The organism is Dickeya fangzhongdai (assembly GCF_002812485.1).
GTDB classification, from domain to species: domain Bacteria; phylum Pseudomonadota; class Gammaproteobacteria; order Enterobacterales; family Enterobacteriaceae; genus Dickeya; species Dickeya fangzhongdai.
The window spans coordinates 1,876,182-1,893,451 of sequence record NZ_CP025003.1 but is presented as its reverse complement, the minus strand read 5'-3'; the positions used below and the strand labels follow the sequence as shown (position 1 = coordinate 1,893,451).

Genomic DNA, 17,270 nt, shown 5'->3' with positions numbered 1-17,270 from the left:
ACGATGCCCAAACTAACGCTGACCCCGCCGTGGCCGACCGCCCGCCTGTCGGCGGTGTGCAGCGCACTGCTGATGCCGTTGCTGCTGCTGTGCGGCTGGTGGCTCGCCAGCCACTACGACTGGATGTCGGAACAAATTCTGCCCTCCCCCGCCACGGTGGCCGACAGCGCCCGCGACTTCATCCCGCAGGAACTGGCGCCCCAGTTGCGGGTTAGCCTTGCCCGGCTGGCGATCGGGCTGGCGGGCGGCATCGCGCTTGGCCTGACGCTCGGCGTGCTGTTCGGCCTTAGCCGCACGCTGGACCGGCTATGCATGCCGCTGTTCAACGTGCTGGCGCAAATCCCGACGCTGGCCTGGATCCCACTGCTGATGCTGGCGCTGGGCATCGGCGAAGCGCTAAAACTGGTGGTGCTGATCAAGGCAGTGACGGTGCCGGTCACGCTTTGCACCTGCGCCGGCATCCGCCAGACGCCGCAGACGCTCTACGAGCTGGCGCGCACGCTGCGCCTGCCCTGGCTGACCCGGCTGCGTCGGCTGGTGATCCCCGCCATGCTGCCGTATGTGATGACCGGCACGCGGCTGGCGTTCTCGCAAGGCTGGGTATCGCTGATCGCGGTGGAGTTGCTGGCGTCCAGCGAAGGGTTGGGTTACCTGATGGTGCAAAGCCGCCAGCTGTTTATGCTGGATCTGGTGTTCGTGTGCATTCTGGCGATCGGCGCTTTCGGTCTGGCGGGCGAGCAGGCGCTGCAACGGCTGGAGCGGCGCTGGATTTTCTGGCCCGCGCCGGTGCTGAGTCACGAAGGCCCGACGCCGCGCGCCGCCTGGCACTCGCTGGCGGGCTGGTGCCTGCCCGCGCTACTGTGCCTGCTCTGGCAACTGGTCACCTATCAGCGCTGGGTGCATGCCGCGTTTCTGCCCGCACCCGATGAGGTCGTGACCGCCCTGCTGGCCGGGTTTGGCAGCGGAGAACTGACATCCGCGCTGAGCGCCAGCCTGTCACGCACGCTGGCGGGGTTCGTGCTGGGGGCGGGTCTGGGTTGTCTGCTGGGCTGCCTGTTAGGCCGCAGCCGCGTTGCCGATCGCCTGTTGACGCCGTTGCTCTCCGCCCTGCGCAGCGTCGCGCTGTTTGCCTGGTTGCCGCTGCTCACCGCCTGGTTCGGGCTGGAAGAGAGCGCCAAAGTGGTATTCATCGCGCTGGCGGCGTTTTTCCCCGCGCTGCTGGCAAGCTATCAGGGCATTCGCCATCTGCCGCCGTCGCTGCTGGAAACCACCCACGTGCTGCGCCTCAGCGCGTGGCAGCGGCTACGGTGGCTGACGCTGCCCGCGATGCTGCCTGCGCTGTTTTCCGGGCTACGGTTGTCGCTGATGCACGCCTGGGTCGGCGCCATCGGCGCGGAATACTTCATCTCCTCCGGCAACGGCCTCGGCAGCATGATGATCCGCGCCCAGCAACTGTTCCAGTCGGAACGGGTGATCGCCGGCGTGGTGCTGATAGCACTGGTCAGCACGCTGTTTTATCGGCTCATCACGCTGGCGGAACGGCGTCTGACCGCCTGGCGTTTCCGCTGACGCCCGAAATCGCGCTTCCCGCATGACCGTTATTTATCGCATAAGCGCCGGGTCATCCGGAAAGTGGTGCGTCCAATCGTCAGCCGGATCGCCGGCGGCCTGACGATTGTCATTACGGTAGGTTTATTGACGGAACAATTAATGTGAGAAAAAGTTAATGCCCGGTATCACTGTGACAGGATTAAAAAGTATAAATCCGTGCGGCGAACCTAGTGAGAAGCCTATCGTCGATGCCGCCCGGATGGCTGCTAACGCGATGATCTATCGCTATATTCTTTCCGTTGCTCTCCTATCCTGACCATCCCCTTATTTATCGCATGCCGATGCCGCCGGGCGCGGGCCAGCGCCAATCACAAAGGGAAACACTACCTCATATTCGTTTGCTTGCTCGTTACGAATTGTCAGAAATAGAATAGAAGGGAAACAGTGCTAAACAGGCTTTTTTCATACCTTTTATCTATAACGATGTATCATACCGGTTCTACGCATGACCCACCGCTGCCAGAACGCAGCAAAGGCCGCCAGCGACATAGCGCCAGGGGAAGGCTATAAACGGAAAGTGGATTGACGGCATGCATCTGAATTTGGCTTTATTTAAAAACGACAGCACCGGGTTAAACAGCCTGAATGTCTTCATGGTGACGCTGATTGGCTGCAACATCGGTGCGCACGCCCGGCTTTCCGAGCTTGACCTGTCCGTCTTCTGGCCGGTGAACATCATCATCGCCGCGCTGTTTTACCGCTGCCGGTATCTGAACACGCCCTGGTACTACGCCGTCTCTTACGCGGCGATGATCCTGCAGGACTCGCTGTTTTACGGCTGGGGACTGACCGCGTTTACCATCAATTCCGCCAATATCGCCTTTATCGTCGTCCTCACCCAGTTGCTCAACTGGCCCGGTTTCCTTGCCCGCCGGGAAACCGACATGATCAGTTCGCTGTATGTTTTCGTCGCCTGCATGATCGCGGCGCTGGCCTGCGGTATCGTCGGCGCGCTGGCGCAACAACCCTGGCCCCGTTTCCCGGCGGCGGTGTTTCGCAGCAACTTTCTCAACTGGTTCAGCGACCAGTTCTACACCGCGGTGCTGTTCCTGCCGCTGCTGTTGACCCTGCGCAGCCAAATCCCGCTGCGTTTCCCGGCGCTGCGGCTGCCGGACGCGCTGCCGCTGTTGCTGTTGCTGCTGTCGATCTGCGTGGCCCCGTTGCTCGGCCCGGTCGCCATTCTGGCGTTTCCGTTACCGGCGCTGACCTGGTGCGCCATCGTCTATCCGCTGTGGCTGATTCGGTTGATCACCTTGTGTATCGGGTCCGCCGAGCTGATTCTGACCGCGGAACATGTTTACGCGCTGTATGGCTCGCAAGATCCGCTGTTTATGCATCAGGTCACCATCGCCCGCATCGGCATTGCCGCCACCATTTTCAGCCCGCTGATGATGGCGACCAACGCCCGCACCATTCGCCAGTTGAACGCCCGTCTGCTGCAACAGGCCAGCCATGATTTTCTAACCGAAACCCTGTCGCGCTACGGTTTTACCGAAGCGCTGACGGCACAGGGCCAGAGCGTCAAATCGCTGCAGAGCTCGGTCAATATCATGCTGATCGACATCGACCATTTCAAAAACATCAACGACAGCTTCGGGCACGACTGCGGCGATGAGATCCTGCGTCAGGTGGCGACCGTGATAAAACAGACCATTCCCACGCCGGGGCTGGTCAGCCGCATCGGCGGAGAAGAGTTCGCCGTGGTCTGCTTCAATCACAGCCCGTCGGCGTTTTACCGGCTGGCCGATGGGCTGCGCCAGACCATCCAGCACACCCCGTTTATGTTCAACCAGCAGCAGGTGCCGGTCACCGTCAGCATCGGCATCGCGCATGCGCCGACGCCGGGCAAATATCTGGTGGATACGGTGCATCAGTTATTTCCGCTGGCGGACAAAAACCTCTACACCGCCAAACGCGAGGGGCGCAACCGCACTATTCAGTAGCAGTAGCCGATACGGACCCAGTAGCCGGTGCGGGCTGGAATCAGCGCCGGAAAGGCCTGATGACCATCACTGCTGACCATCACTGCTGACAACAGCTGTCAGCTGTCGCGTGTACATTCTCTGGGACTCAATCGAGAAGGAAACGCCATGTCATCCCATGCCCCAATCGCGCTATTTACCCATGACCAGAACCCACCGCGCCACTACTGGGTCGGCGTAGTTTCCGCCGAACACGTCCAATACGCGCTCGACGGGGGTTACATTCAGGTTTGCCACGGCAAACTTAGCGCGCTGAAACGCGCAAAGCCCGGCGACGGGTTCGTCTATTACTCACCCAACCAGACTTTCAAAGGGAAGGAACGCCACCAGCATTTCACCGCCATCGGCATCATAAAACGCGGCGATCCCTACCGGTTCGATATGGGAGACGGCTTTGTGCCGCATCGCCGCGACATCGACTGGGCAGGCGGCGTGGAAGCGCCCATCCGCCCGCTGCTGGACCGCCTTGATTTCACCGCCGGCAGGACGAACTGGGGCTACGCGTTGCGCTTTGGCCTGTTCTCCATCAGCGAGCATGACTTCCGCCTGATTGCCGAAGCCATGCAGGCGGACCAGTCCAGACTGTTCCCATGACCGCGCTGGGCGCGGGCATCGACGCTAACGCAACACGCGCCAGCCGGGCAGAGAAGGAGGCCGGACATCATCCGGCCCGACGCGGCATCCGCTGACCAACGCGGTGCAGTACGCCATCAGCGCCTTACACATCACCCGCGTCCTGCGCCAGCTCGCGCATGCGCTCAGAAGCGGCGTGCGCACGGTGGTCACGCGCCAGCAGGGTATAAATCGTCGGCAGTACAAACAGGGTGAAGAACGTGCCGATCAACATGCCGGTGACCACCACAATGCCGATGGCGAAACGGCTGGCCGCTCCCGCCCCGCTGGCAAACAACAACGGCACCAGCCCCACCACCATCGCCGCCGTGGTCATCAATACCGGACGCATACGGATAACCGCCGCACGGTGCATGGCGTCAAGCGGCCCCAGCCCTTCATGCTTCTGAATGTCGTTGGCGAAGGACACCATCAGAATCCCGTGTTTGGAAATGAGGCCGATCAGCGTCACCAGCCCGATCTGGGTATAGATATTCAGCGTGGTGTAACCCAGCCAGAGCGGCAGCAGCGCGCCACAGATCGCCAATGGGACGGTCACCAGAATCACCAGCGGGTCGCGCATGCTTTCAAACTGGGCGGCCAGCACCAGGAAAATCACTACCAGCGCAAACGCGAATGATACCGTCAGGCGATTGCCTTCTTTGACATATTGCCGGCTGTCGGATTGCCAGTCGATTTTCGCCCCCGGCGGCAACGGCTGGTTTTGCAGGAACTCGACCGCCTGCCCCATCGTTACCCCCGGCATCAGCACCGCCGACAGCGTGATGGCGTTCATCTGGTTAAACTGCGGCAGGCGGTTGGCTTCCGGCTGGATATGCACGTCCACCACGGTAGACAGCGGCACCAGCTTGCCGGACTGCGCGCGCACGTAATACCCGCCGAGATCCTCCGGGGAAATGCGCTGTGCCTGCGGCACCTGCGCAATCACGTCGTAGGAGCGATCGAACCAGTTAAACCGGTTGATATAATTCTCCCCGACCAGCACGGCCAGCGTATCGGCAATGGCGCTCATGCTGACCCCCATTTCCCCCGCTTTGGCGGCGTTGATCGTCAGGTTCGCTTCCGGGCTGTCAAACGCCAGGTTACTGTCGACAAACGCAAACAGCCCGCTGCCCCAGGCCGCGCCTTTGATGCGCTCGACCGCGCCGTACAAACTGCGGAAATCGTCCGGCGAGCGCACCACCATCTGCACCGGGAATCCGGCGGTGCCGGCCGGCAACGGCGGCGGCTGGAACGCCGTGGCGTACACGCCGGTGATTTCGCCGCTGCGGGCATTCAGCGTCGCCTGCACCCCGGTCGCGTTCTGATGCCGTTCCGTCCACGGCGTCAGGATCACGCCGCCGAAACCATAGCTTGGCCCGTCGGTGCCGTTGACAAAGAAACTGCTCTGGTAATCCGGCAGCGCGCGAAACAGGTGCTCCACATCATGCGCATAGCGCTCGGTGTAATGAATGTTGGCGTATTGCGGCCCACGGGTCTGAACAAACACGTATCCCTGATCTTCCTGCGGCGCCAGCTCTTTCTGCAGCCCCATAAACAGCAGCACGATCCCGGCCAGCACCGCGGCGCATACCAGCAACACGGCAGCGCTGGCATGCAGCGTGCGCGCCAGCAGCCGCTCATAACGGCCAGCCAGCCCGTGCATGGCATGCTCAATACGTTTAGCCAGACGCCCTTCCGAAACGCTGGCGTTCAACAAATAGCTACTCATCATCGGGGACAGCGTCAGCGCCACAATCCCGGACACGATGACCGAGCCGGCCAGCGTGAAGGCAAATTCCCTGAACAACGCGCCGGTCAACCCGCCCATCAGGCCGATCGGGGCATAGACCGCAGCCAGCGTGATGGTCATCCCGATGACCGGGCCGATAATTTCACGCGCCCCCAGCAATGCCGCCCGCGGCGGAGACAGTCCGTCTTCAATATGGCGATGGATGTTTTCCACCACCACGATGGCGTCATCCACCACCAGACCAATCGCCAGCACCATCGCCAGCAGCGTCAACAGGTTGAGGGAAAAGCCGAACGCCAGCATCAGCATCGCCGTTCCCACCAGCGACAGCGGGATGGTCACTACGGGAATAATCACCGCCCGCAGCGAGCCGAGGAAGAGGAAGATGACCACAATGACAATCACGATCGCTTCCAGCAGGGTATGCATCACCTCATCGATAGCCGCATTCACAAACCCTGCGGTATCAAACTGGCTGGATACCGTCATGCCCGGCGGCGCGGCGCGTTGCAGGTCGGGAATCAGGGCTTTCACGCCTTTTACGATCTCCAGCGGATTGCCGTCCGGCGTCGGTGAGATCGCCAGCGCCACCGTGCGCGTCCCATTGGTTAACGCGCTGCTGTCGTAGTTTTGCCCACCCAGTTCCACCGTCGCCACATCGCCCAGACGCACGATGCCGTTACCCGCCCGCTTAAGCACCATCGCGCGGAAATCGTCAACGCTGCGCAGGTCCGTCGCGGCCATAATCGGAACTTGCGTCACGTCGCCCTTGAGCATGCCCGGCGCCGCCTGCACGTTATTGGCGCGCAGGGCATCGGCCAGATCGGAAGCGGTCAGGCCGCGGGCCGCCAGTTTGACCGGGTCAACCCACAGGCGCATCGCCAGCGTCTGCCCGCCTTCAATACTGGCGGACGCTACGCCGGGAACCGACGTGATCAACGGCTGCGCCACCCGGGTGATAAAATCCGTGATTTCCGGGATGCTCTGCCGTTCGCTGGCGAACCCCAGGTATTGCACCGCGGAGGCGCCGTCGGTGATTTTGGAAATGACCGGATCGTTAACGCCCTGCGGCAGGCGATATTTCACCTGCTGCACCTTGGCGAGAATCTCCATCATTGCCCGGTCCGCATCCGCGTTCAGCACCAGCTTCGCCTTGATCTGACTCTTGCCCTGAGTCGACGTCGATGACAGGTACTCAATGCCGTTGGCGGTCGCAATCGACTGCGCGATCGGCGTCGTCACAAACCCCTGCATGACATTTTGCGTAGCGCCCGGAAAGTTAGTGTCCACCACGATGGTGGCGCTTTCCATTTTCGGGTATTCGCGCATCGGCAGGGAAAAGAGCGACGCGACGCCGACCAGCAGGATCAGAATGCTGAGCGCGACGGATAAAATCGGCCGCCGGATAAAGATATCGGTAAACCGCATGCTTACTCCTTACCCGCATCAGGGCGGGCGACAGCGGCCGCCGGTTTTTGCACTACGTTGACGTCGGCGCCCGGCTGGATGCGCAACTGCCCTTCCGTCACCACCACGTCTCCGTCCTTGAGGCCGCGGGTGATCATGACCCGATCGCCGAGCCGACGCCCCGTCGCCACCGGTACGAACTCCGCCTTGCCGCCTTTTTCCGGCGATTCGCCGCGCACGGCGATCACCGCATCCCCGGACGACGAGGTCATGATGGCGGTCGCCGGCACCAGCAGCCCGTCGGGCGTGTCCGGCAATATCACCGTCGCCGTGACGTACATGCCGGGGCGCAGTTGCTGCGCGTCGTTATTCAGGCGGGCGCGAACGGTGGCGTTGCGGGTATCCGTCCCGACCTGTGGCTCGATAGCCGTCACTTTCGCCACCGACGCCGGCACGTCCGGCATGTCGCTGATGACATCCACATCCTGACCGGGCCGGATGCGGGACAACATCTGCTGTGGAACCGTGAAATCCACATACAGCGCATCAAGCGCCGTCAGCGTCGCCACGGTATCGCCGGCGTTCAGGTACTGACCGGCGTCGACCTGCCGCAGCCCTAACTGGCCGCTGAACGGGGCGCGAATCGCTTTCTGGCGGATCCGCGCCTCAAGCTGCATCACCTGCGCGGCGGTGCGATCGCGCTCGGACTGGCGTTGTTGCAGGACTTCCGTCGAGATGGCGCCGGTTTCCGCCAGTTTACCGGCGCGCTGATACTGCTGCTGGGCGAAGACGGCGGCGGCGTTGGCGGCGACAAGGTCGGCGCGCTCAGGCGCATCATCCAGTTGCACCAGCGGCGCGCCGGCTTTGACGGTCATGCCCGAATCAAAACCGATTGCCGTCACCCGCCCGGCGGTTTCACTGGCCAGCGTGACCTGATTAACGGCGCGCAGATTGCCTAACGCATCGAAACGGTCCGGCACCGGGGCGGCCTGAAGCTTCAGCGCCACAACGTTGACGGGCGCGCCCGGCGCATATCCCCACGCGATGTTGCGGCTGACGCGCCAGAACCAGAGCAGAGAAACAATCACTGCCAGTACAACCACGGTAACAATAACGATCTTCCAGGACCTGTGCCTGTCGGTATGGGCAAACGGCGCGTGCTGTGAATGGTGATTCATATCTACTCCAGAGAAAACAGACTGACAGTCTAATTACGCCGATTTTGTACTTTCAGTCGGTTTTTTGTCAAAGAATTATTTTCAGTGCAAAATACCGTCCGTATACGTCACCGGCGCGCGCTTTACGCGGCCCGGTCCTACCGATGGAAGGAGAAGCCTTTGCCGCAGGAAACGCTGTCTGAACGGAGTGAACACGCCGCGACAGGAAGAAAAACCCAGCCGCGGGGACGCCGCAGCGCCCGTAAGCTACTGGATACCGCCATGGCGCTATTTGCGGCAAAAGGCGTTGAAGCCACCACGGTGGATGAGATTGTTGACGTGGCCGGACTGTCGAAAGGCACCTTCTACCACCATTACGACAGCAAAAGCGCATTGCTGGATGCGCTGCGCGCTGAGTTTATCCGGCGCTTTCACGAGCATATCAACGGCGCGCTGGCACGCTGCGCCAAAGAGGATTACGCATCCCAACTGGAAAGCTGGGTGCAGGCGGCGATCGAAAGCTATCTTGAGCTGGGAGAATTGCACGCCATTGTATTCAGCGGCGCCGACTACCTTCTGTGGAGCGCCAGCGATGAAGCGTTTATGGGGGAGTTCATCGCCATACTGGAACAAGGGCACCGGGCCGGCGCGTGGCGGGTAACTGACGCGCACCTGACCGCCACGTTCATTCTGCGCGGCTTACTGGGCGTGATCGATGACCGTCTGCTCAGTGGTCAAGACGCCCTGTCGGCCTGGCCGACGGTGGCGGCGCTCGTCGCTGCGCTGGTGGGCCTTCCCGGTCAGGTCGAGCCTCGCCAAGAGTAATCAGGCCAGTCGCCCGCACGGTCTGGCTCGCGGCGAACCAGACCTCACCTCACCGTTCGGCGCCTTACCGTTCAGCGCCTTGCCATTGCGGCAGACTGCTCTATGATTAGTGCGTTTCACTACCCTCAACGCGCGCCACAACGCGGAATAACCATGCGAAATCGCCAGCTTGTCGGAAACCTTTTTTTAGCGCTTGCCTGCCTGAGCATGCTGACCTGCCTGATACAGCGGGTCGCCAGTTTGCAACTGCTGCTGGCGAACCCTATTAGCGCGACGGCGTCGGCGTTCGCACCAAGCGAGGATCCGCCCGCCGCCATAACGCCCTGCCAGCTAAGCGCGCATTCGCTGCTGATGGTGCAGCCGCTGCTGATGGAACACATTATCCCGCTCCTCACCCTGGTGTTTGCCGCCGTGGCTCCGCGGGTAAAGATCAGGCTGACGTTTCCGGTCGCCCACCTGTTTTTCCCGCCGCTACTGCGCATACACCTGAAGCATTGCGTTTTTCGTGAATGAGTTAACCGTCCCCCCGGTTTTATTCCGCGGGCACAATGACATTCAACGCATGAAATTTATCGAGATATCACGATGGAATACCGTTACTTACTGCTGTCCGCCCTGCTTGCCGCCGTATCGGCGCAGGCCGAAAAGCCGATTCCCCCAGCCGTCAAACAGTTCGAAAAGCAGGGGATTAAACTCATCAAACCCTTTTCTGCGCCGGGCGGTTTACAAGGCTGGCTGGGCGAATATCAAAAAATGGGCGTCACGATTTACCTGACGCCGGATGGCAAGCACGCCATTTCTGGCTACATGTACGACGAGAAGGGCAACAATCTCAGCGAACAGCTGATTGAAAAAACGCTCTACCTGCCGGCGGGGCGGGAAATGTGGAAAAAACTGGAGCGCGCGCCGTGGATTGCCGAAGGTAAAACCGACGCCCCGCGCACCATCGTGGTGTTCGCCGACCCGTTCTGCCCGTACTGCAAGCAGTTCTGGGAAATGGCCAAACCCTGGGTGGAGTCCGGCAAGGTCCAGATCCGCACCTTGCTGGTCGGCATCATCCGTCCGGACAGCGGCCGTTACGCCGCCGCCATCCTCAGCGCGAAAGACCCCGCCCAGGCCTGGCGCGACTTTGAGTTATCAAACGGGAAAACCGTGCCGCCGTTCCCGGAGTCCACACCTACGGTGATTGTGAAAAAACTGCAGTACAACCAGCAGTTGCTCGACGAGCTGGGCGCCAACGCCACCCCGGCGATCTACTACATGAATGCCGACAACGCGTTGCAACAGGTCGTTGGTCTGCCCGATGAAAAGCAACTGGCCGATATGATGGGGAAATAAACCATGCCCCGGCGCAGGCCGGGACATGCTGTCACCTATTCGCCCGGTCGCGATGGCGCCACCGGGCGAATACCACGATGTGGGTCAGGCGAACGACGGGGTCAGGGCAACGGCAAATCGGCATGCGTCATCTCTCTGATGAAAAATAACCGGGCTGATGAAATAACGGTTTCGATGAAAAAGAACGGTCCTGAGGAAAAACGGGCTTCAGTATGGCAATAAGCCGCCAGTTGCCGCGCCGCGCCCAGCAGCATGGCGGTGTGGCCGTCATGCCTAAAGGCATGGTGCGCGCCGCTGTGCTGACTGCGCCACGGTTGCCCGCTCTGCTCGTCCATCGGCAGCGCGTCCATGTCGGCGCGCAGCCCGACCCAATGGTCGCGGTTTCGGCCGTGCAGTACGCCCACCACGCCGGTACCGCCGATGCCGGTATGCACTTCCAGCCCGCAGGCGGCGAGAAAATCCGCCACCCGTTCAGCGGTACGATGCGCCTGAAACCCTAACTCCGGGTGCGCGTGCCGATCGCGGCGCAACGCCGCCAGCTCGTTATCCGTCATGTTTAATACCCTCGTTGACGGTCGATCACGCCGACCATCGGCTCGCCCCGCTCAAAACGGGCGATGTTGTCCATCAACGCGCTCACCGCACTGTCCGCCTGGGTCTGGCTGGCGATATGCGGCGTCAGCCACAGCGCCGGGTGCGACCAGAACGGATGCGTCGGCGGCAACGGCTCCGGATCGGTGACATCCACCACTGCGCCCCGCAGGCGACCGCTATCCAGCGCCGCCAGCAGATCGTCGTGGTTCAGCTGCGCGCCGCGCCCGACCTGCACCAACGCCGCACCCGCCGGCAACTGGTCGAATAGCGACGCGTTGAGCATGCCGTGGGTGGCAGAGGTCAGCGGCAGCAGGCACACCAGAATGTCGGTGTCGGCCAGAAACGCCGCCCGCTGCGCGTCGCCGGCAAAACACGCCACGCCCGGCAAGGATTTGGGCGTGCGGCTCCAGCCGCGACAGGCGAAACCAAGCGACTGCAACTGCGTCACCACCGCCTGCCCAAGCTCGCCCAGCCCCATCACGCCGACGCGGCGTTGCGACGCCGGCACCAGCGGATGTCCCTGCCAGCGTTGTTCGCGCTGCTGTTGCAGATACAACGGCATGTCGCGGTGCAGCCCCAATACGGCAAAGGTGACGTACTCCACCATGCCGCTGACGATGCCCGGTTCCACCATTCGCGCCACCGGCAGCGACGGCGGCAGCGCCGCATAGTCGAATTGATCGGCGCCGGCCCCTACCGAAAACAACACCTTGAGATTGGGCAGGCTGGCGATCAGGTCCGCCGACGCGTCCCACGCCACCAGATAGTCCACCGCCGCCGGGTCCGGCACCTCGGGCCACTGCCAGAAACGCGCCTGCGGATAACGGCGGGCGATGATTTCCGCCCACAGCCGCCCACGCTCTGCCATCGACTTATACAGAATGTTCATTACGCCATCGCCTGCGTCATCAGCGCCCAGGCGCGCATTCCGCCCGCCTCCGGCTGCCACGGCGCACCCCGGATCATGGTGACCGGCGCGTCCACCTGCTGCAGCCCGCAGTCGGCCAGCCAGCTTCCCAGCCCGAGCGCGGCATCGCTATCGATACGGACAAATTCGCCGCTGACCTCGGCCATCAGCGCGCCGATCAACCGACGGGCGTTATCCGCGCTGTCGGCAATCACCGGGCCGATGGCGTAACCGCGGCCAAAACGGCGCAGCGCGGCAAAACCAGCGGTACGGCCGTGCTGTTCCAGCACCCGACTCTGCGCCGACTGACGCAGCAGCCAGGCGATCAGCGCCGGACGCGCCAGCCCGTGCGCCTGTTGATCCAACGCCGTCAGGTATGGCGCATCATCCAGCGCGGCGGCCCGCAGCCGTTGCCCATCGAGCAATACGGGCGCGGCGAACGCCGGCAACCGCGGACACTGGTACTGATGAATTTCGCCCACCGGCGCAAATCCCAGCCGGGCGTACAGCCCCTGCCCGGCGGCCGTGGCGTGCAGCCGCACCTGATAGCCGTCAAGGCCGGCTAACAACCCTTCCATGAGCATCCGGCCGATGCCGCGCCCCTGCTGCTGCCCGTCCACCACCACCAGACCGATGGTGGCCCAGCGGTCCCCCCAGCGCCAGCACAGCGCGGTGCCCACCGGTTGCCCCCGGTCTTCCGCCACCAGCCCTTCGCCCAGTTGCAGCGCGTCCCGCCAGTCTTCCAGCCGGTGCGGCCAGTTCATCTGCTGAGTCAGCGACCAGCCGTAGTCGGCATCCGCCGCCGTCATGGCGCGTAACGTTATCGTCATGTCTGGTCCTCACATCATGCCCGGTGCCTTCAGCCCGGAACCGTCCACCAGTCGGGCATAGCGGAACGGGGTCGGGTCCACCACCGGCGTCTCGCCGGTCACCAGATCCGCCGCCAGCCGACCGGCGCCCGGTCCAATGCCGAAACCGTGCGCGCTATACCCGGCGGACAACACCAGCCCCGGCAGACTCTCCACCGTCGAAATCACCGGAATGGCGTCCGGCGTGCTGTCTATCATGCCGCCCCACGCCTGTACGGCGCGGATAGCGGCCAGCGCCGGGTATTCACGCCGCATCGCCGCCAGCCCTTCGCTCACCATCGCCATGTCCGGCGCCGGGTCGAGAATGCGGGTTTTCTCGAACGGCGAAACGCCGTCGAATGACCAGCGTGCCCACGCCTCCGGCCCGCACAGGAACGGTTTGATGCCCGGCCGGAACGACAGGTTTTTACGCCGGGCGCGGAAGGTAGGGTAAAATTGACGGGCGTAGCGCAGGCTCTGGAAACCCGGCTCCAGCCGGCCGCGCCCGGACACCGACACCGTATAGCTGCCGTCCAGCTGCGGGCGGCAGGCAAACGCGGCGGTGTAAAACGGCAGGCCGATCGCCTGCTCGATCGGCGCGGTGCGAAACGCGGTGCCAATCACGTTGCCCAGCGGCAGTTCGATGCCGTGACGACGGCAGAACAGCGAGCTCCAGACGCCGCCGGCGCAAATCACCGTTGAGGTTTTCACCCGCCCGCGCTCGGTCCACACGCCGCTGACCCGCCCGCCGCTGATGTCCAGCCCGCGCACCGCGCACTGTTGGATCACGCTGGCGCCGAGGCGCTGGGCGGCGATCGCCAGCCCGGCGCAGGCCAGCGCCGGTTCGGCATGACCGTCGGTGGGCGACGACACCCCGCCCAGCCACGCGGTGATGCTGCCCGGCGTCATCGCTTTGGCCTGCTCGGCATTCAGGATGTCGCTGCGCACGCCATAGCCTTTCGCCATCTTGCCCCACTTGTCCCAGGCGTCGATCTCCGTCTGATCCTGCGTGGTGTACAGCAGGCCGGAGCGGCGGAATCCCAACTCTTCGCCGGTTTCCTGTTGCAGTTCCTCCCAGCGGCGCAGCGCGTAGATAATCAGCGGCAATTCGCGCTCGTCGCGGTTCTGCTGCCGACACCATCCCCAGTTGCGGCTGGATTGCTCGCCGCCGACCAGCCCTTTTTCCAGCAGCAACACGCTGACGCCTTTTTTCGCCAGTTCATACGCTGCCGCCGCGCCGGCAATTCCGGCGCCAATCACCACCACGTCCGCCTGATCCGGCAACTGGCTGCTGTCCTGAACATATCTGATGGGTGCAGGCATGTTGTTCCTCTGTAATTCCCTAAGAATAGAAAAGGCGTCGTTGACGCCGGGGCTGTTAACCAACAGCCCAATTGTTTTTGTTACCAACCCGTCCATGCACGTACGATAAGCGACGCTGCGCAGAATAAACAGCCATGTTGCGTTGCAACGCCCTCGCTCGCCCGCATAAGCGATGACGCTAGCGGTCTGTCGCCACGGCGTTCCGTTTATTCCGCCCGCAACTATTCTGCCCGCAACACGTCGGCCGGTAAGGACTCATGCTCTTCCAGCCAGCCCAGCCGCAATTCCGGCACCGCCCGTTTGAGGCATTCATCATAGCGTTCCGACGACGGCTTATCGTAATCGGCGCGGGCCACCTGCGTCACTTTATGTCCATCTTTCATCACGATAATTTCATCGCATACCACCAACGCCCGCGCGACCGATGCGCATTCGACAGGATGTAACGAAACAAACCACGGTGTTACCGGCGCAAACCGCATTTTGTGCCGTCAGCGGCAGGCGAACGACGCTGACGGACGATGCCGGATTTTCCGGGGTCATATCCTGCAACAGACGGTTATCAGCCGGTCACGATCTCTCAACCCATTCCGATAGCTGTATCAAGCGCATCGTCAACAATGGGCGGGAACCCTACGACCACGAGGTGGATTATCATGCTAACCAAAAGACGTAAATCCCTGCTGGGCTACATTCCTGATATCCCGGATATCCGCGACCATTTCTACGCGCCGGACCCAAGCGTACTGAAAGTCTTGCCGGCCAAAGTAGACCTGACCCCGACGTTCGAAGTGTACGATCAGGGCCCCATCGGCTCCTGTACCGCTAACGCGCTGGCGGGCGCCGTACAATTCAGCCGGTTAAAAATCGGTGAAAGGCCGAACTTCACGCCTTCCCGGCTATTTATCTACTACAACGAACGCACCATTGAAGGAGACGTCAAACACGACTCCGGCGCCATGCTGCGCGACGGTATCAAAACCCTGCACAAACTCGGCGTCTGTCCGGAAGACGAGTGGCCCTACGTGGCGACGCCGCCGCAGGAAGACGGCGGCGAGTTCCCGCCCGGCGCGCCGGCCGCCACCAAGCCACCGGCGCGCTGCTATCAGGATGCGCAGAAATATACCATCACCAACTATCAGCGGCTGCACCAGGACCTGGCGCACCTGCAAAACTGTCTGGCCTGCGGCTTTCCATTTGTGTTCGGTTTTACCGTGTACTCCAGTTGGGTTGATTTGAAAAATCTGCCGGTGGTGGTGCCGTTGCCCTCCGGCAAGGACAGACCGGAAGGCGGTCATGCGGTGCTGTGCGTGGGGTATGACAACGCCACTCAGCTATTCAAATTCCGAAATTCGTGGGGAAAAGACGTGGGGGAGAACGGCTATTTCTACATGCCGTACGCCTACCTGCTGGACCGCCGGCTGTCGCAGGATATCTGGACCATCAATACGGTTAAGAATTAGGCGCTCTGATTGGCCGGTATCCGGCAATACTTCGTGCAGCTTGCGCAGCGTCCCGCACACCGCGATGAAAGTACGGACAAGGCCGGCGTCAGACGGCAGACCTTGTCCTGTCAGATTTCAGGATAGCGTTGTGCGATACGCGGGCTGCGCCTTGGCGCGCGAGCCGGATAGCGTGAACGCCGAAATAATAGTCACCGTCAGGGCGATCGCGCCAAGAATCAGATAGGTGTGCTGAAAACCGATGCGGTCATACAGATTCCCCGCCATCGCCGACAGGAAAATCGCCGCCGACTGTTTGGCGAACTGAAAGCCAATCAGGTAGATGGTGGCGGACAGTCGGGTGTCGAAGGTGGTGGTGATGTACTTGAACGCACCCACCAGCAGGAACGGCACCTCCAGCGCATGCAGCATTTTCAACGCCACGACTTCCACCGCCGTGGTGGCGAATGCCGACCCGCCGATGCGTACCGTCATGATCGTCCCCGCCACCAGTAACGTGTTTTTGGCGCCGATGCGGTTGATGATCCACGGCGAACAGAACATGATGACGGCATTAGCCAGTTCGCCAAGCGTGGTGGCAAAGCCAAATACCTGATTGCCCTGCTGCGGCGTGGCGAAAAACGATTTGAAGAAGTTGGCGAACTGCTGGTCGAACACGTCATACACGCAGGCCACCCCCACCACGTACAGCACAAACATCCACAGTTTACGATCGCCAAATACCCCGGCCGCCATTTTCAGCGTCATTTGCGGTTGATTGGCGCCCAGCGCGTCCATCACCTGCGCCGTCGGATGCGGCTCGGGACGGGCTATCAGCAGCAACACCAGCAGAATCACCGCCGCGCCGGACCCCATCCAGAACACCAGCGCCGGGTTGACGTTAAACAACATGCCCGCCGTCGAGGCGCACAGCCCCCAGCCCAGGCAGCCGAACATGCGCGCCTTGCCGTACTCGAAACCGCTCTGGCGGCTGACGCGCTCAATGTAGGCTTCCACCGCGCCGGAACCGGCGGAAAACACCAGCCCGATATACACGCCGCCCGCCATCGCCCCCAGCAGGCTGTTGACCCTGAGCAGCGGCGCAAACACATACAGAAAGAACGGTGCGAACAAAAACAGCAAGATGGCGATAACCCACAGCAGGTGTTTTTTCAGCCCCAGCCGGTCCGACAATACGCCCATCAGCGGCTGAAACAGAATGGCGAACAGCGAAATGGCGGAAAACACCACCCCGGTCTGGGTTTTGTTCAGGCCGATCACTTCCGCCAGCCAGACCGGCAGAAACGGAAAGCAAGTCGCCATAATGAAGAAGTACAGAAAGAAGAACAGGCCGAAAATCCAGAAATTACGATTATGTTTGTGGGTGGTGATGCGTGGGGTCGGGTGGCTGATGTCCATATTATTATCCTCAGAGGGTCCAGACTGGGGAGAGGTCGCCCTCTCCCGCCGT

Annotated in this window: 14 protein-coding genes and 1 pseudogene; 7 read left to right on the top strand and 8 right to left on the bottom strand. The window is 62.0% G+C overall.

From position 1 onward, the window contains the following. Nucleotides 1-3 precede the first annotated feature (3 nt). The 3 genes from CVE23_RS08585 to CVE23_RS08575 all read left to right on the top strand — a co-directional run bounded on the left by CVE23_RS08585 (nucleotide 4) and on the right by CVE23_RS08575 (nucleotide 4,187). Nucleotides 4-1,569, top strand: a complete 1,566-nt coding sequence (locus CVE23_RS08585; RefSeq protein WP_323710325.1) for an ABC transporter permease — start codon at nucleotides 4-6, stop codon at nucleotides 1,567-1,569. Between the two features lie 572 nt (nucleotides 1,570-2,141). Continuing rightward, a complete protein-coding gene (locus tag CVE23_RS08580; RefSeq protein WP_038660035.1) occupies nucleotides 2,142-3,554 on the top strand; it encodes a GGDEF domain-containing protein in 1,413 nt (470 codons plus the stop codon). A gap of 147 nt (nucleotides 3,555-3,701) precedes the next feature. Further along, nucleotides 3,702-4,187, top strand: coding sequence for an EVE domain-containing protein (locus CVE23_RS08575; RefSeq protein ID WP_100849320.1), 486 nt, complete (start codon nucleotides 3,702-3,704; stop codon nucleotides 4,185-4,187). A 124-nt stretch (nucleotides 4,188-4,311) separates the two neighbouring features. Here CVE23_RS08575 and CVE23_RS08570 read toward each other — a convergent pair whose 3' ends face one another. Beyond that, entirely contained in the window at nucleotides 4,312-7,386 is a 3,075-nt protein-coding gene (locus tag CVE23_RS08570; protein WP_100849319.1) for an efflux RND transporter permease subunit, read from the bottom strand. Nucleotides 7,387-7,388: 2 nt separating this feature from the next. Further along, entirely contained in the window at nucleotides 7,389-8,543 is a 1,155-nt protein-coding gene (locus tag CVE23_RS08565; protein ID WP_100849318.1) for an efflux RND transporter periplasmic adaptor subunit, read from the bottom strand. A gap of 159 nt (nucleotides 8,544-8,702) precedes the next feature. Between CVE23_RS08565 and CVE23_RS08560 the strand changes: the two genes are divergently transcribed. From CVE23_RS08560 to dsbG, 3 genes are all read left to right on the top strand, one after another. Beyond that, nucleotides 8,703-9,347, top strand: coding sequence for a TetR/AcrR family transcriptional regulator (locus CVE23_RS08560; protein WP_100849317.1), 645 nt, complete (start codon nucleotides 8,703-8,705; stop codon nucleotides 9,345-9,347). 153 nt (nucleotides 9,348-9,500) lie between these two features. Continuing rightward, a complete protein-coding gene (locus tag CVE23_RS08555) occupies nucleotides 9,501-9,860 on the top strand; it encodes a copper resistance protein (protein ID WP_100849316.1) in 360 nt (119 codons plus the stop codon). A 72-nt stretch (nucleotides 9,861-9,932) separates the two neighbouring features. Next, the gene (gene dsbG / locus CVE23_RS08550; protein ID WP_049855180.1) at nucleotides 9,933-10,685 is read left to right on the top strand and encodes a thiol:disulfide interchange protein DsbG; all 753 of its coding nucleotides are present in this window, start codon (nucleotides 9,933-9,935) and stop codon (nucleotides 10,683-10,685) included. Nucleotides 10,686-10,786: 101 nt separating this feature from the next. Here dsbG and CVE23_RS08545 read toward each other — a convergent pair whose 3' ends face one another. The 5 genes and pseudogenes from CVE23_RS08545 to CVE23_RS08525 all read right to left on the bottom strand — a co-directional run. Further along, the gene (locus CVE23_RS08545) at nucleotides 10,787-11,239 is read right to left on the bottom strand and encodes a M20/M25/M40 family metallo-hydrolase (protein ID WP_100849315.1); all 453 of its coding nucleotides are present in this window, start codon (nucleotides 11,237-11,239) and stop codon (nucleotides 10,787-10,789) included. A gap of 2 nt (nucleotides 11,240-11,241) precedes the next feature. After that, the gene (locus CVE23_RS08540) at nucleotides 11,242-12,168 is read right to left on the bottom strand and encodes a 2-hydroxyacid dehydrogenase (protein WP_100849314.1); all 927 of its coding nucleotides are present in this window, start codon (nucleotides 12,166-12,168) and stop codon (nucleotides 11,242-11,244) included. Next, complete coding sequence (locus CVE23_RS08535) at nucleotides 12,168-13,016, bottom strand: GNAT family N-acetyltransferase (protein WP_100849313.1); 849 nt, start codon at nucleotides 13,014-13,016, stop codon at nucleotides 12,168-12,170. Before CVE23_RS08535 ends, CVE23_RS08540 begins: the two co-directional genes overlap by 1 nt. A 9-nt stretch (nucleotides 13,017-13,025) precedes the next feature. Then, nucleotides 13,026-14,357 (bottom strand): NAD(P)/FAD-dependent oxidoreductase, encoded by a 1,332-nt coding sequence (locus tag CVE23_RS08530; RefSeq protein WP_100849312.1) that lies wholly within the window; start codon nucleotides 14,355-14,357, stop codon nucleotides 13,026-13,028. Nucleotides 14,358-14,578: 221 nt separating this feature from the next. Continuing rightward, nucleotides 14,579-14,761: pseudogene (locus tag CVE23_RS08525) on the bottom strand (ABC transporter); the annotation flags it as partial. A 252-nt stretch (nucleotides 14,762-15,013) separates the two neighbouring features. On the opposite strand from CVE23_RS08525, the gene CVE23_RS08520 reads away from it, so the two are divergent. Next, nucleotides 15,014-15,820, top strand: a complete 807-nt coding sequence (locus CVE23_RS08520) for a C1 family peptidase (protein ID WP_038918588.1) — start codon at nucleotides 15,014-15,016, stop codon at nucleotides 15,818-15,820. 117 nt (nucleotides 15,821-15,937) lie between these two features. Here CVE23_RS08520 and CVE23_RS08515 read toward each other — a convergent pair whose 3' ends face one another. Continuing rightward, complete coding sequence (locus tag CVE23_RS08515; RefSeq protein WP_100849311.1) at nucleotides 15,938-17,218, bottom strand: MFS transporter; 1,281 nt, start codon at nucleotides 17,216-17,218, stop codon at nucleotides 15,938-15,940. Nucleotides 17,219-17,270 lie beyond the last annotated feature (52 nt).

Coding starts and splice junctions, on each gene's coding strand:
- CVE23_RS08540 (WP_100849314.1), bottom strand. CDS start 12,168: ATGAACATTCTGTATAAGTCGATGGCAGAGCGTGGGCGGCTGTGGGCG.
- CVE23_RS08580 (WP_038660035.1), top strand. CDS start 2,142: ATGCATCTGAATTTGGCTTTATTTAAAAACGACAGCACCGGGTTAAAC.
- CVE23_RS08530 (WP_100849312.1), bottom strand. CDS start 14,357: ATGCCTGCACCCATCAGATATGTTCAGGACAGCAGCCAGTTGCCGGAT.
- CVE23_RS08570 (WP_100849319.1), bottom strand. CDS start 7,386: ATGCGGTTTACCGATATCTTTATCCGGCGGCCGATTTTATCCGTCGCG.
- CVE23_RS08545 (WP_100849315.1), bottom strand. CDS start 11,239: ATGACGGATAACGAGCTGGCGGCGTTGCGCCGCGATCGGCACGCGCAC.
- CVE23_RS08555 (WP_100849316.1), top strand. CDS start 9,501: ATGCGAAATCGCCAGCTTGTCGGAAACCTTTTTTTAGCGCTTGCCTGC.
- CVE23_RS08585 (WP_323710325.1), top strand. CDS start 4: ATGCCCAAACTAACGCTGACCCCGCCGTGGCCGACCGCCCGCCTGTCG.
- CVE23_RS08515 (WP_100849311.1), bottom strand. CDS start 17,218: ATGGACATCAGCCACCCGACCCCACGCATCACCACCCACAAACATAAT.
- CVE23_RS08575 (WP_100849320.1), top strand. CDS start 3,702: ATGTCATCCCATGCCCCAATCGCGCTATTTACCCATGACCAGAACCCA.
- CVE23_RS08535 (WP_100849313.1), bottom strand. CDS start 13,016: ATGACGATAACGTTACGCGCCATGACGGCGGCGGATGCCGACTACGGC.
- dsbG (WP_049855180.1), top strand. CDS start 9,933: ATGGAATACCGTTACTTACTGCTGTCCGCCCTGCTTGCCGCCGTATCG.
- CVE23_RS08520 (WP_038918588.1), top strand. CDS start 15,014: ATGCTAACCAAAAGACGTAAATCCCTGCTGGGCTACATTCCTGATATC.
- CVE23_RS08565 (WP_100849318.1), bottom strand. CDS start 8,543: ATGAATCACCATTCACAGCACGCGCCGTTTGCCCATACCGACAGGCAC.